This window comes from Actinoplanes utahensis (genome assembly GCF_016862455.1).
GTDB lineage: Bacteria > Actinomycetota > Actinomycetes > Mycobacteriales > Micromonosporaceae > Actinoplanes > Actinoplanes utahensis.
Genome location: NZ_BOMZ01000079.1, coordinates 112310 through 125376, shown reverse-complemented (window position 1 = coordinate 125376; position 13067 = coordinate 112310). Strand labels below are relative to the sequence as shown.

The following is a 13067-nucleotide window of genomic DNA, read 5'->3' as shown; positions in this document are numbered from 1 at the left end:
GCGAGGTTGCCACAGAATGACCGAACGGGCATGAAAGGTCCTACCCGAACCAGAGCGGGCCATGCCCGGAATCCGGGCAGACGACCGGTCAGCACAGCTCCTCGAGCAGGCCCGTGACCGCCGGTATCGCCACCGCGCGCTGCCGGGCCGTCAACGCGAGGGGCACGGTCAGGGCCTACTGGAAAATTACGACTTTTCGGGTATTGGATATCATGCAGTGATGGGGGAAGTGAGCGAGAACGACGGAGCGCCCGGTCGCACGGTCGGTGTCGATCATCGGTCGTTGTTCCTGGCGGTGCCGACGCCGGTGCTCGTGCTGGACCCGAGTCTGGTGATCGTCGAGGCCAACCAGGCGTACCTGGCCGCTACCATGCGCCGCCGTGACGAACTGGTGGGCCGGCCCGTCTTCGACGCGTTCCCCGACAACCCCGACGACCCGTCGGCCAGCGGTGTGAGCATGTGGGGCGCCTCGCTGCGACGTGTCCTCAGTGAGCGGGCCACCGACGTGATGGCGATCCAGAAGTACGACATCCCCCGCCCGGACGGCGGCTTCGACACCCGCTACTGGGCGCCGGCCAACGCACCGGTGTTCGGCCCCGACGGCAGACTGCGCTGGATCCTGCACCGCACCGAGGACGTCACCGCCTTCATGCAGGCCCGGCAGCACTCTCCGGCGGTGGACGAGCTCACCGCGCAACTGCGGACCCGTACCGAACAGATGGCCGCCGAAGTCTTCGCCCGCCACGAGTTGCAACAGCAGAACGAGACGCTGCACGCGCTGCTCGACAGCCTCGACACCGCCGTCGTCGGCTGCGACGCCGCGGGACTGCCGGTCCTGTTCAACGAGGGCGCCCGACGGCTGTTCGGTGACCTGCTCGACGGGATACCGGCCGACCAGTGGGCGCAGCGCCAGGCGGTGTTCCACCCCGACGGCAGGCGCATGCACGGCCAGGAGCTGCCGCTGGTACGCGCGCTGCGAGGGCAACGGGTCCGCGACGCCGAGATGGTGGTCCGCACGCCCGCAGCGCCACGGCGCCACTTCCGGGCCAACGGCCGGCCGGTCACCGGCCAGCCGGGTCTGGCCGCGGTGGTCGCGTTGCACGAAGTGACCCTGCACCGCCGCGCCGCCCGCTACAAGGAATGCGAACTGGAGATCTCCCGCCTGATCTCCAAGCCGAACCCGGCAGACGAGATCCTGGCCCAGGTCGTCGAGGTTCTCGGGCGGATGGCCGGCTGGGTGATGGTGGAACTGTGGACCGTCGACGACGTCGCCCAGGTGCTGCGCCGTGCCGGCTGCTGGGCCGAGCCCGGCTACGACGTGCCGTCCCGGCCGGCCGACCCGCTCCTGCACGGCCAAGGCATCCCCGGCCGCGCTTGGCAGACCTCGGAACCGGTATGGGCCGCGAACCTGCCCGCACACCCGGACGCCGCACAGCAGACCACCGATTGGGGCCCGCTGCGCACCGCCCTGGCCATCCCCGTCCCCAGCGGCTCGGTCATCCTGGCAGTGCTGGCCTGCTACAGCACCACCGCCGAAAGCCCGGACGACACCCGCACCGCGATCATGACCGGCGTCGGGGCGCACCTCGGCGAGTTCCTCGCCCGCCGCCGCGCCGAACGCCTCGCCGCCGAACTCGACCGGGCCCGCGACGAGTACATCGCCCTGGTCGGTCACGAGCTCCGGACTCCGCTGACCAGCGTGCAGGCCTACACCGAGGTGATGCTCGACGACCCGAGCACGACCGAGGACCAGCGGTCCATGCTGCAGGTGATGCGGCGTAACACCGACGCCCTGCACGGCATCGTCATGAAACTACTCGATGTCTCCGGTATGCGTTCCGGGCATATCGACCTGAACACGCAACCCATGGACCTGATCACTGTGGTGCACGCGGCGGTCGACGCCGCCCGAGCGGCCTCGACCGCCGACATCGCGATCGAGACGAACACGCCACCCACGGCGCCGTTGCACGGAGACCCCGACCGGCTGCGACAAGTCGTCGACGAACTGCTCTCCAACGCGCTCACCTGGGCCGGCGCCGGCAGCACTGTCGGAATCAACCTGCACGCCGACCCGCATGTCCTCACACTGGCCGTGTCGAACACCGGAGACCGCATCCCCGCCGACGACCGCGACCAGCTGTTCGAGATGTTCTTCCGCAGCGACACCGCCCGCCACGGCGGCATCCCCGGCACCGGCCTCGGCCTCACCGTCGCCCGGACCATCGTCGAACAACACGGCGGCACCATCACCGTCAGCGAACCCGACGAAGCCGCCACCACCTTCACCGTCCGCCTGCCCACCGGCCGACCCGCCACCGCAGGCAGCCGGCCGGCGGCGACCTGATCCCCCCACCCGAACCGCGATCCGGCATCCGAATCAGCGCACCTCGTGGGCGTCGTGCTCGACCGCGTTCGCGTCGTGGGTGAGGTCGGGATCGGTGGCGGGCTGGGGCACACAGAGCAGCAGTGCCTTCGGCCGTACGGTGACCAGCAGGTCCTTGCCCGGGTCGATGAGATCCCCGTCGAGCTGGCGGGGCTGCGCGCGCTTGCTGCGGATCTGCACGCGGGTGGCGGTGTACGTCTCCATGCGCGGCACGCGCTGTTTGCGGCGCAGCACGCCCCAGCCGAGGGCGGCCCAGTGGCGCAGGGTGCGCGGGCTGAGGATGGCGACGTCGAGCAGGCCGTCGTCGGGTCGTGCCTCGCTGAGCAGTCGCATGCCGCCCTGCAGCCGGCCGACGTTGCCGACGATGACGGTACGGGGCCGGCGGGTGAAGGACGGCTTGTCGTCGAGGGTGATGCGCAGGTGCATGGGGCGGTCGCGGAGGTGCTGGACGGCTCCGGCGACATAGGCGAGCCAGCCGATGTGCTTCTTGGCGGTGTCGCTGGTGGCGTCGAGCATGTGGGCGTCGAAGCCCATGCCGGCCATCACCGCGAAGCTCTGCTCGCCGACCGCTCCCACGTCGATGCGGCGGCGCCCGCCCTGCAGGACGACCTCGAGGCCGGTGGCGAGGTCTCCGGAGAGCCCGAGGTTGGCGGCCAGCAGGTTGCCGGTACCGGCGGGCAGCACGGCCAGCGCGACGTCGGAGCCGGCGAGGGCGGTCACGCAGGCCATCACGGTGCCGTCGCCACCGCACGCCAGGACGAGTTCGGCGCCGTCGCGGACCGCCTGGCGGGCCTGGCCGGCGCCGGGGTCGTCGACGGTCGTCTCGAGCCACATCGGCTCCGGCCAGCCCTGCGCGGTGAGGGCATCGGTGACGGTACGGCGCAGCACGTCGAGGTCGGGCACTTTCACCGGGTTCACGACAACGGCTGATCGTTGAGGGCCGGTAATGGTCATGACATCCACGGGAGAGTCCCTTTCCGTGCAGAAATCGGCCGCCGCCGGCCCCGTCCGGGGTCGGCGGCGGCCGTCGGCATTCGTCAGGCGTCGGCGGGGTCACGGCTGCCTGACTTCGCCGGGCCGCGGCTGACCAGGTAGCCGATGGACGAGATTCGTCGCGCAACGGTCATCCGTTGCCGTCGAGGACGTATTGCCCTGAGTGGATTCCGCCAAACAGGGGTTGGCACCGGCGTGGACGGCAGTGATTCAGGCACGGCGGGGCCTGCAGGGCTAAGCTACTTATGGTAACTTACTAAAAGTAACTTCTGCTGATCTCGAGTTGACGGAGGCCGGATGAGTGAGCCGTCCCCGGTGAGCCCGCGCCGCAGGATGTCCAAGCAGCAGCGGCACACCCAACTGCTGCAGGTCGCCCGCGAGCTCATCCGCGACGCCGGCACCGGCGAGTTCACCCTGGCCCGGCTCGCCGACCGCGCCGGAGTGACCAAACCCCTGGTCTACGACCACTTCGGCGACCGGGACGGCGTCCTCGCCGAGCTGTACCGCGAGTTCGAGGCCCGCCAGCGCGAGACGCTGCGCGCCGCGCTCGGCGAGACCGAGCCCGACCTGCCGCCGGTGGCGGACCTGGTCGCGGGGGCGTACATCGACTGCTGCCTCGCCGAAGGCCGAGAGCTGGCCGACGTCGTCGCCGCGCTGACCGGCTCGGCAACCCTCAACCGGCTGCGCCAGGAGGCCGAAGCGGCCTACCTCGACATGTGCCGCGAGGCGCTCACGCCGCTGGCCGGCCCCATCGACACGGCGGGACTGCAGGCCATCGTCGGCGCCGGCGACGCCCTCGCCCGCAGCGCCCTCGACGGGCGGATCAGCCCCGAACGCGCCCGCGACGCGCTTGCCCGCGTCGTCACGGCGGTCGCCACCGAGAACCGGCACCCCACGAGCGAGGAGACCTCATGACGATCACCCACACCCCCGAGACAGGCAACGCCCTCTGGGTGTACGCGCACCCCCGCCGGGAATCCTTCAACGCTCACCTCCTTCAGGCGGGCACCGAGGCGCTGGCCGCTCGCTATCGGGTGCAGACCTCCGATCTGTACGCGCAGGGCTTCGACCCGGTGCTCAGCGACCGCGACCTGGGTGAGCTGGCCGCGAAACCCGGCAACATCGCCGAACTGGCCGGCGAGGCGTACACCCGCGGCGAACTGCCCGCCGACGTGCGTGACGAGCAGGCGAAACTGGCCGCGGCGGAGTTGCTGGTCATCCAGTTCCCACTGTGGTGGTACGGGCCGCCCGCGATCCTCAAAGGCTGGTTCGACCGGGTGCTCACCAGCGGATTCGCCTACGGCGACGTCGACGACGACGGGCTGCCGCGCCGCTACGGCGACGGCGGCCTCGCCGGACGCCGGGCGCTGATCGTGGTGACCGCCGGCGAAGACGCCGCATCGATCGGCCCGCGCGGCATCAGCGGCGACATCGAATCCCTGCTGTTCCCCGTCACCCACGGCGTGCTCTGGTACGTCGGCATCGACGTGCTCGACCTGCACGTCGTCCACGACGCCGACAGTCTGGACGCCGCCGCTGTCGAACGCGAGACCACGCGACTGCGAGAGCGGCTGCGCACCGTCGATGCCGAGCCCACCCTGCCGTTCCGGCGCCTGCGCGATGGCGACTACCAGGGAACCCGGGCCCTGCGCGAGGATCTCCTGCCGGGGCGTACCGATCTCGGCATTCACTCCGCCCGTCGCGCCTGAGAAGGTCCGCGTCCCGGCCTGCGGGGCGAGCGCCTTCCCGTTCTCGGAAAGACTTCGGCGGCAGGGGGTTCTATGTCGTGTCGCCGGCCGACTGGTTCCCGAGGCTGGACGCGATGACCGCCGAAGCGGCCGACCGCAGGAGGACACCTTCGCCCGCGGCTCGCATGCGCAGGGTGAGATAAGCACACCGAGCGTCGACCCTCTCCCCCTTTCCGATCAAGGTGAGGGCGAGCTGGATGGTCGAGCGCACCGACAGTGCCTCCGCGAATCCGGCGACCAATTCCGCGCCGCCGGAATCCATCGACGGCCCGTCGCCGGACTCGTCGAGCCACCACAGGTCCGGATCGTAAGCAGCGCAGATCCCCGCCGTCAGCGGCGCCATCACCGCAGCATCACGCCCGTACAGATCGAGGGTGGCGATCGTGGCGCCACTGCCGGTGAAAAGCGGCACCGACACCATACCCAGGCCCCAGTCTGCTGCCTTCTCGCGGAACCCGGGCCAGGCCGTCGTCGTGGCCGCGGCATCGCCGGTATGCCGCGGCGCCTTCTCCTCGCCGGCGGCCCCGGACGCCTCCTCGACGGTTTGCACCAGGTCGCCACCGACCGCGACAGTGCAGCAGCCGTCGCCAGGACGTCGGCTGATCGCCGCATAGGCGATGCCGGTGATCCGATCAGCGGCCAACCGCGCCACCTTCTGCAGATCAGCGTCCAGGCCGGGCACATCGTCCGGCGTGTCGGCCAGCCCCGCGAGCGCCTTGACCAACGGCTGCCTCAGGTCGATGGGAATCCGCGCTGATGGTCTCGTCACCGTGCCGCCTCTCCAGGAGCGAGTCAAGCGAGACCGCAAAGTACCCTAATGACCGAATTCCCACACCACCGGGCGTCGCATGGTCAGGACGGTGGCTGCATGAGCTGTCGCGGGAAGTAGAGCCGCACCGAGGTCCGGCCCGGCGCCGAGGACATCACGGCCACGTCGGCGAGCTGGCGGGCCAGCCACAGCCCACGGCCGCCGGTGACCGCGGCGAGCGGATGAGGGCGGTGGTAGCCGGCGGTGACCGGGATCGGGTGGCCCCCCGCATCGTCGCATTGGACGATCAAGGTCGCACCGTGCCGCCAGGCGCGGATTCGGACCGGGGCTCCGCCGTATCGCAGTCCGTTGGTCGCCACCTCGACCACGGCCACCATGACGTCTTCTGTCGCCTGCACGGTGAAGCCGTGCTCGGCCGTCCAGGCACCCAGCATCGAACGCAGGGCGCTGAGTTCGGCGACCTCGTACAGCGTCACTGCGCGGTCCACGTACGGGGGCGCCGGCCGCAGCGAGCTCTCGTGCCGTTCGGCCAGGTACCGCTCCGGAGACAGATAGCCGGGGGACGACATCGGTCCGGCGGCGGTGAGCAGGTACGAATGCGTGGACCGGACCGCGTCGATGACGGTGTCCGCATGGTCACGGCTGTCCCAGATACAGGTCACCGCGGACCCGCCGCCGAGCGCGTACGCGTCGTTGCAGACGGCTTCGTACGCCAGGTAGGCCGCGACCCGCTCGGCGTGGAACCCGGGGTCCACGGTGCTGGTCAGATCCGGTTCGGCGATCACGTGCACCCGCCGGCCCGCCTGATGCTGCGCGGCGAGATAGTGGCGGAACGTTTCGTACGCGGAGCCGAGCCGCTGGTAGAAGGCGGCGGGATCAGCCCAGCTCACCACCTCGCCGGGCACGTCCGTGTCGGCCAGCACGGCGCGGGTACGGTCGCCGACGATCAGCAGCACCTCGTCGTAGACCTCCGCCGACCGGCGCAGCTCCGCGCCCAGCACCGAAGACAGGTCCAGGCCCGCGTCGATGATCAGAGCGGCGTGCGCGAATCCCAGCACACCCTCTTCGGCCGCGTGGTCCACGGTCATCACCAGTCCATCGCAGCCGCTGTCGCCCGTACGCCAATAGTCATGATCGTGATTTTTCTCAGATCCTCCCGTACACGGTGATGGGTGGACGCCGACGGCCCCGCGGCGAGCAGGATCGGCACAGCGCCGACAGGCACAACGACCTTCGTACCCTGGACACGACGGCGCACACTCATCCGGCCGCTCGCATCGTCACCCCTCCCCCGGATGCGGGAGATGATTTCCGTTAGCCGGAAGCCGTCACGGCTGGGAAGCTGCTCTCATGGTGACCTTGATCGGCCTTCCCGACAGCAATCTCGTCTCGGCAGCGCTGGAGCATGCACGCGCGGGCCTTCGACAGATCCCCGACGACGGGTGGGGGCTGCAGGCGGCCGGTCTGGAATGGACCTGCCGGGAGACGATCGCGCACATCCTGGACGACCTGGGCGCCTATGCGATGCAGTTGTCCGGTATACACCGTCAGGAGGGCTGGACCCCGCTGATGGAGTTCTCGCCGGCCCCCGGACGACCCGCGTGCATGTTCTGGCCAGAGGAAGAGGGTGGAACACGGGCGGTGCTCACCTGCCTGGACGCTGTCGGAGGTCTTCTGGTCGCGGTGATCGCCGGCGCGCCCGCCGACCGCACCGGCTGGCATCCGTACGGAAACCCCGACCGCTCGGCTCTGGCCGCGATGGGCATCGTCGAACTGGTCCTGCACACCCGCGACATCCTGGGCGCGCACCACATCGACTACCGGGCGCCGGCACAGCTCGTAGCGCCGTGCCTCGATCGCATCTTCGCCCACGCCGAACGTTCCGATGACCCCTGGCAGGACCTGCTGGCCGCCACCGGACGTACTCCTGAGAGTCGAGGACGCGCCTGGCGCTGGGACTCCACAGCCAAGCCCGTTCCCTGATCCACCTGTGGAACGGATCGAGCGGACGCCGGTACAGGTGCCCGCTCGGTGGTTCATGGTGATGCCCGCTGAGCTCGTGGACGGTTGCGCCGGGGACGCGGCGCACGAGCTCCAGCCTGTACGCCGCCTTCGGCACCAAGGCCGAACTGTTCGACGAAGCGGTCCGCACCTACGCACTCCGCGTGATCGAGTGGCTGCTCATGGACTCCATCGACGAGTTCAGCCGTTTCGACCAGGGACACCCCGTGAGCACCTTCTCCGGACCACCCCGGGCTCTTCCTACCAGGAGCGCGGCCATACCGTCCGGTCCGATTCAGGACACCGCCCGGCTCTGGCGCGCCGGCTCGTCCGTCCACTGTGATGAGTGGCGGAACACCGTATCCCGGTAGGAGAAGAACATGCATGACCTGGTGAGCCGCGCCCGGACCATGGCGCCGTCACTGCGAGCCCGCGCCGCCGAGTTCGACGAGGCACGGCGACTGCCCGACGACCTGATCGCCGAGCTGCGGGCGGCGGGTCTCCTCCGAATGTTCGTGCCCCGCAGCCACGGCGGCCACGAGATCGACCTGCGGACCGGCATGGCTGTCCTGGAGGCCCTGGCCACCGCAGATCCGGCTGTCGGCTGGACCGTGATGATCGGCTCGGAGACGCCGCAGTTGCTCGCCTTCCTGGCTCGGGACACCTTCGACAAGATGTACGCCGCCGGCCCCGACGTGGTCGTCGCCGGCGGCTTCAACCCGCAGGGCACCGCCACCCGCACCGCCGACGGCTACCTGACCGACGGCCGGTGGGCGTTCGCCAGCGGCAGCACCCACGCCGACTGGCTGTTCGGCAACTGTGTGGTCCTTCCGGCCGAGCCGTCCACCGCGGCACCGGAGCTGCGGTCGATGCTGGTGCCCGCCTCGCAGGCCAGGATCGTCGACACCTGGCACGTGCTGGGGCTGCGCGGAACCGGCTCCCACGACATCGAGATCCGCGACATCCCGGTCCCCGACGAGCACACCTTCGACCTGTTCGCCGGCGTCTCCTGCATCCCCGGGCCCGGTTACGTGGCACCGCTGATGCACTTCGTCCTGCACCTCGGCGCCGTCGCGGTCGGTATCGCCCAGGGCGCCCTCGACGCCACCACCAGCCTCGCCAGCGAGGGCAAACAGCGGCTGTACGCGAAAGCCCGCCTCGCCGACAGCCCGCTCTTCCAGACCGATCTGGGCCGGGCCGACGTCACCGTACGCGCCGCACGGGCCCTGCTGGAGTCCACCGCCGATGAGCTGTGGACGCGGTGCGCCTCCGATCCGGCCACCGTGCCGGCCATCGGGCCCCGGATCTCCGCCACGCTGGCCTGGGTCACCGAGGCCGCGTCCGCGGCTGTCGACGCCTGTTACCGGGCCGGCGGCGGCCAGGCAGCCCGTGACTCGTCGCCGCTCCAGCGCCGGTTCCGGGACATGCACACCTTCAGTCAGCACGCCGCGGCCGCCGAAGGCTGGCTGACCGGCCACGGCTCCGCCATGCTCGGCACACCGACGCCGCTGTCCTACTGACCATCCAGGTCCGGGAGCCGCACCGAACCGGGCGCCGTGGTGCAATGCCTTCATCGGCGCAGAACAGGCCGAGTCAGCCGACGGGCTCGGTGTCGGCTGACATCAGGCCGCCATGGGATCTGGACGCAGAAGTCGAGATAAGAGCCCGCGGTTCTGTAGGCGAGTTGGTTCTGGCCCGCTTGAAGTACGACCACTTGGTGAAGATCGGCCCGCCCGGGTACGCGACCTTGCCGGCATTGTTCATCCATCTGAACCCCTCGACAGGACCTCGTTCGCGTCCGACGGCAGCTCCGGCAGCCGGCTTCTCGCGGACCTCCGCCCTGATCGACGCGGCGCCGGGGTCGGAGGCTGCTCACCCGGCGGGCTTCGACATGACTCCCCGGTTCCCCGGCGCCCGGAAACCGGAAGGGGCCATCGGCCCGCCCGGCCTCAAGGGCTGTCTCACCAGCCCGGGGTTCCCAGGGGACCGCGGTCGTAGAGGAAGAGAGACGCCCCGGCGGGCAACCGCCGGAGCGTCTGGTGAGACTCCACAACGAGGATCCGTCGTAGCCGGTCAGTCGACGGTCAGATCGCCGGTGGCCGCGTGGTGGGACGGTGCCCGCACATGCGAGCCACCCTAGGAGAGGGCGCCGCGGAGCGTCGCCCCCTTGGTCAGCGTGATGTCGTAGGTGCTGGTGGCGCCGGCGGTGACCGGGATGGGGACGGCCTGGGAACGGTCGCTGACGTTCCCGGACCACTGGATCGGATAGTCGGGGCGCTTCTCGAACTGCAACGGCCAGGAGTACGGTCCGAGCTTGTCGAGCAGGTACCGGCCGGAGGCGTCCGTGTAGACGCCGATCGGGTCGCCGGTGCCGTGGTCCGCGGCCGGTAAGACGTTGACGTGGGCCGACTCCAGCGGAGTGCCGTCCGTCCCGGTGACCACGCCGGTGATGGATCCGGCGCGGTCGAGGAGCACGTCCGGCGCCTGCGTGGTCTTGCCCGGCTCGACGACGATCCGGGCGGCCGTCTGCTGGTCGCCGGTGCCGCCGTTCTCGCCCAGCCACTGGTCACCCAGGTCGCCGGGGGCGTCGACGAAGATCGTGTAGGTGCCGGCCGGGACCGGCTGCGTCCAGCCGATGCCGTTGTTCCCGGTGCAGCCGCTACCGACGTTGGCCGGGCGGCCGATCACCTTGAGGTCGAAGCAGGCGCGGCTGACCGGGACCCCGAACTGCCCGGGGTCGCTGGCGGCGACCTGGACCGTGCCACCGAGGACCAGCGGCACGGTGATCGTGGTCGTCTCGTTCTCGACGAGGGTGGCGGTCACACCGCTCTTGTCCAAGTGGTACTGCCCCTTCGATATCAGGGTGAAGCTGATCGGGCCGGTGGGCATCCGGGTCATCGTGACGGTGTCAGCGTCGGGGTTTCCACACTCCTCCCGCTCGGCGACGAGCACGCAGAAACCGGGCGCCGGCTCGCCGCTGACCGCGTCGACCGCCTTGACGACAAGCGTGGTCGACGGCGGTGGAGGCTGCAGCGTGCCGTCCGCCGTGGTGGACTGATCGGTCACGACGGTGAACGTGCCCGGGATGTACTGCGATGTGAACCGCACCTGGTAGTCGCCGGGCAGCACCGCGGGGAAGGAGTAGAAGCCGTTCGCGTCAGACTCGGTGTAGTTGACGGACACGCCTTCGCGCCAGAGGCTGACCCACGCGTACGCCAGTGGTGTGCCGTCCGCGTTGGTGAGGTGGCCGTTCAATGTCCCGGACGGCACCAGTTGGTCGCTCACCTGGACGGTCTCACCCGCGGCGACGGTGAAGGTGTTCGCTTGACCCGCGTCGAGCTGCTGGTGCGCCCATTGGGTCAGCCCTTTCCATCGGAACGACACCCGGTAGGTGCCGGGGGCGACTGGCACCTGGTAGTCGCCACCCACCGGGTGGGTGTAGGTGTATTCGGCAGCGCCCCCATCGATGTTCTCGATGATCGTGTAAGCGTTGGGGATCGGGTTGCCGGCCCGGTCCGTGAAGGTGCCGGCGATGACGCCGAGGTCGTCGGCGGCAGCGGGCGTGGCCGACGCGCCCGCTGCCAGGATTCCGGACAGGATGGCGAGCCCGAGGGCTCGGAACGATCTGTGCAAGGAGCGATCCTCGGATCGGAGCGGCAGGGAACTGCAGACGTCTGCGACGACTTACTGCAACGTATTGATCTTAGTGATCACCGCGCTCGCCGTGGTCCCGTCAGGAGCGGCCGTCTACGTGCCGAGAACGCTGTCGACCTGCCGCGCCCCTACCTCGGGAGGCGCCTTCTCCTCTGCGCGATCCCCGCCCTCGTCGACTGACTGCTCGGGTCGCCGCCGCGCCGGCTTCGTCGGGATCAGTCGGCGAGGGTCACGACCGGGGTGTTCTCGGACATCGCCCAGTCCAGGGCCTGCCGCAGGTCCTCCTGCGGGAGCGGCCGACGGCGGGTGACCGTCAGAGCCACCGTCACTTGCGCCGACAGGAATGCGCTGCGCGCTTCGGCCGCGGAGAACGCCTCGACGAGCTCGTAGGCGAACCGCACCGCGTCGTCGTGGCCCAGCGTCGGGAGCAGCAGCATGAAGTCGTCGGGTCCGATCTTGAGCGCCCGGTCGCCTTGACGCAGCCGGCTGAGGAGCAGTTCGACGGCGGCCTGATGTTGCCGCGTGGTGGTGCGGCCGATCCGCCCCTCCGACGCACCCGCCGCGTGGGTGACCCGCACCGCGACCACCGCGACCGGCAGAATCCCCGAGGCGGTGGTGCCGGCCGCTCCCGTCCAGCGCAACATGCCGGGCTCGCCGGCCAGGTCGGTGTCGCCGGGCACCTCCGGCGCCGGCGCCGGTTCGGGGCCGGACCGCAGGCGTTCGTGGTCGCGTTCGGCCCGGGCCGTGAACAGCCGCAGTGCCGCGTCGGCGCGGCTCTCCCCCGGCGTGGCCGGCAGGTGGCGTACCCGTTGCACGACCGCGTCGACGGCCGCCCGGGTCGCCGGGGACAGGCGGTCGCCGAGCCGTTGACGCAGGCGCAGCACCTCGTGCAGCGCGTCGTCACGGCGGAAGGCGGTGCGCGCCTCGAACAGCCGGCCGCTCTCCAGCGTCGCCGCTCCGGGCTGGAACTGCTCCAGGTCGTACGCCACCAGCATCGCGCCGAAGCGCGGGGTCAGCACGACGACCGTCCACTCCCGTGCCAGCTCGTCCTTCTCGTCGAGAAGCACCATCTCGCTCTCGGCCGGCATCTCCGGTATCTCGTCGGCGACGAGACCGACCACGGTCGCCGCCGCACTGCTCGCGATGTCGGCGTACACCTGGCGTTCTCGTTCGAAGTACGGCAGCCGCTGGAACATCGCGACGACCACCATGGGCCCGTCTTCGGCGGCGGCGAGGGCCGCACGCTCGATGGCGTGCGAGACGGTCACGAGGGTTCTCTTGGTCAGCCGTTGTACGGCCGGGGTGGCGGGCACGGCGGTAGCCTATGGAGAACGGGGCCCGGTTCGCATCCGCAGACCCCCGAGGTGGGTCACCGAAATCAGGACCACGATCACGACCCGCCGATGCCCCTGATCGTCGACCGCGAAGTGCACGTTCCGGAACAGCGCAGCAACCCTCCATTGAGGACGGCTTCGTTGTACAGTCTCTGCCACCTGTGATCATGGGGGAGACAGCA

At 70.2% G+C, this 13067-nt stretch carries 11 protein-coding genes; 5 read left to right on the top strand and 6 right to left on the bottom strand.

The features are described 5' to 3' along the window. Nucleotides 1-220 precede the first annotated feature (220 nt). Nucleotides 221-2347: a sensor histidine kinase gene (locus tag Aut01nite_RS27250; protein WP_052163407.1), complete on the top strand. Its 2127-nt coding sequence runs from the start codon at nucleotides 221-223 to the stop codon at nucleotides 2345-2347. A gap of 33 nt (nucleotides 2348-2380) precedes the next feature. On the opposite strand, the gene Aut01nite_RS27245 is transcribed toward Aut01nite_RS27250, so the two are convergent. Continuing rightward, the gene (locus tag Aut01nite_RS27245; RefSeq protein ID WP_052163408.1) at nucleotides 2381-3340 is read right to left on the bottom strand and encodes a diacylglycerol/lipid kinase family protein; all 960 of its coding nucleotides are present in this window, start codon (nucleotides 3338-3340) and stop codon (nucleotides 2381-2383) included. A 336-nt stretch (nucleotides 3341-3676) separates the two neighbouring features. Between Aut01nite_RS27245 and Aut01nite_RS27240 the strand changes: the two genes are divergently transcribed. Next, the gene (locus Aut01nite_RS27240) at nucleotides 3677-4294 is read left to right on the top strand and encodes a TetR/AcrR family transcriptional regulator (RefSeq protein WP_201775466.1); all 618 of its coding nucleotides are present in this window, start codon (nucleotides 3677-3679) and stop codon (nucleotides 4292-4294) included. After that, nucleotides 4291-5088: an NAD(P)H-dependent oxidoreductase gene (locus Aut01nite_RS27235; RefSeq protein WP_043523647.1), complete on the top strand. Its 798-nt coding sequence runs from the start codon at nucleotides 4291-4293 to the stop codon at nucleotides 5086-5088. Before Aut01nite_RS27240 ends, Aut01nite_RS27235 begins: the two co-directional genes overlap by 4 nt. A gap of 70 nt (nucleotides 5089-5158) precedes the next feature. Here Aut01nite_RS27235 and Aut01nite_RS27230 read toward each other — a convergent pair whose 3' ends face one another. Continuing rightward, entirely contained in the window at nucleotides 5159-5896 is a 738-nt protein-coding gene (locus Aut01nite_RS27230; protein WP_204037700.1) for a hypothetical protein, read from the bottom strand. A gap of 83 nt (nucleotides 5897-5979) precedes the next feature. After that, nucleotides 5980-6984 carry an ATP-binding protein gene (locus Aut01nite_RS27225; RefSeq protein WP_052163409.1) on the bottom strand — a complete coding sequence of 335 codons (1005 nt, stop codon included), beginning with the start codon at nucleotides 6982-6984 and terminating at the stop codon, nucleotides 5980-5982. Nucleotides 6985-7246: 262 nt separating this feature from the next. On the opposite strand from Aut01nite_RS27225, the gene Aut01nite_RS27220 reads away from it, so the two are divergent. Together Aut01nite_RS27220 and Aut01nite_RS27215 are read left to right on the top strand one after the other, a co-directional pair. Beyond that, nucleotides 7247-7879, top strand: a complete 633-nt coding sequence (locus Aut01nite_RS27220) for a DinB family protein (RefSeq protein ID WP_052163410.1) — start codon at nucleotides 7247-7249, stop codon at nucleotides 7877-7879. A gap of 398 nt (nucleotides 7880-8277) precedes the next feature. After that, entirely contained in the window at nucleotides 8278-9417 is a 1140-nt protein-coding gene (locus tag Aut01nite_RS27215; RefSeq protein ID WP_043523650.1) for an acyl-CoA dehydrogenase family protein, read from the top strand. Nucleotides 9418-9490: 73 nt separating this feature from the next. Here the strand turns inward: Aut01nite_RS27215 and Aut01nite_RS44900 are convergent, their stop codons facing one another. The 3 genes from Aut01nite_RS44900 to Aut01nite_RS27205 form a co-directional block, all read right to left on the bottom strand. Beyond that, nucleotides 9491-9742 carry an 8-oxoguanine DNA glycosylase OGG fold protein gene (locus tag Aut01nite_RS44900; RefSeq protein ID WP_373871554.1) on the bottom strand — a complete coding sequence of 84 codons (252 nt, stop codon included), beginning with the start codon at nucleotides 9740-9742 and terminating at the stop codon, nucleotides 9491-9493. A 291-nt stretch (nucleotides 9743-10033) separates the two neighbouring features. Beyond that, nucleotides 10034-11530: an MSCRAMM family protein gene (locus Aut01nite_RS27210; RefSeq protein WP_043523651.1), complete on the bottom strand. Its 1497-nt coding sequence runs from the start codon at nucleotides 11528-11530 to the stop codon at nucleotides 10034-10036. A 236-nt stretch (nucleotides 11531-11766) separates the two neighbouring features. Then, nucleotides 11767-12864 (bottom strand): DICT sensory domain-containing protein, encoded by a 1098-nt coding sequence (locus Aut01nite_RS27205; RefSeq protein ID WP_043523652.1) that lies wholly within the window; start codon nucleotides 12862-12864, stop codon nucleotides 11767-11769. Nucleotides 12865-13067: the final 203 nt, after the last annotated feature.

Coding starts and splice junctions, on each gene's coding strand:
- Aut01nite_RS27250 (WP_052163407.1), top strand. CDS start 221: ATGGGGGAAGTGAGCGAGAACGACGGAGCGCCCGGTCGCACGGTCGGT.
- Aut01nite_RS27245 (WP_052163408.1), bottom strand. CDS start 3,340: ATGACCATTACCGGCCCTCAACGATCAGCCGTTGTCGTGAACCCGGTG.
- Aut01nite_RS27240 (WP_201775466.1), top strand. CDS start 3,677: ATGAGTGAGCCGTCCCCGGTGAGCCCGCGCCGCAGGATGTCCAAGCAG.
- Aut01nite_RS27235 (WP_043523647.1), top strand. CDS start 4,291: ATGACGATCACCCACACCCCCGAGACAGGCAACGCCCTCTGGGTGTAC.
- Aut01nite_RS27225 (WP_052163409.1), bottom strand. CDS start 6,984: ATGACCGTGGACCACGCGGCCGAAGAGGGTGTGCTGGGATTCGCGCAC.
- Aut01nite_RS27220 (WP_052163410.1), top strand. CDS start 7,247: ATGGTGACCTTGATCGGCCTTCCCGACAGCAATCTCGTCTCGGCAGCG.
- Aut01nite_RS27215 (WP_043523650.1), top strand. CDS start 8,278: ATGCATGACCTGGTGAGCCGCGCCCGGACCATGGCGCCGTCACTGCGA.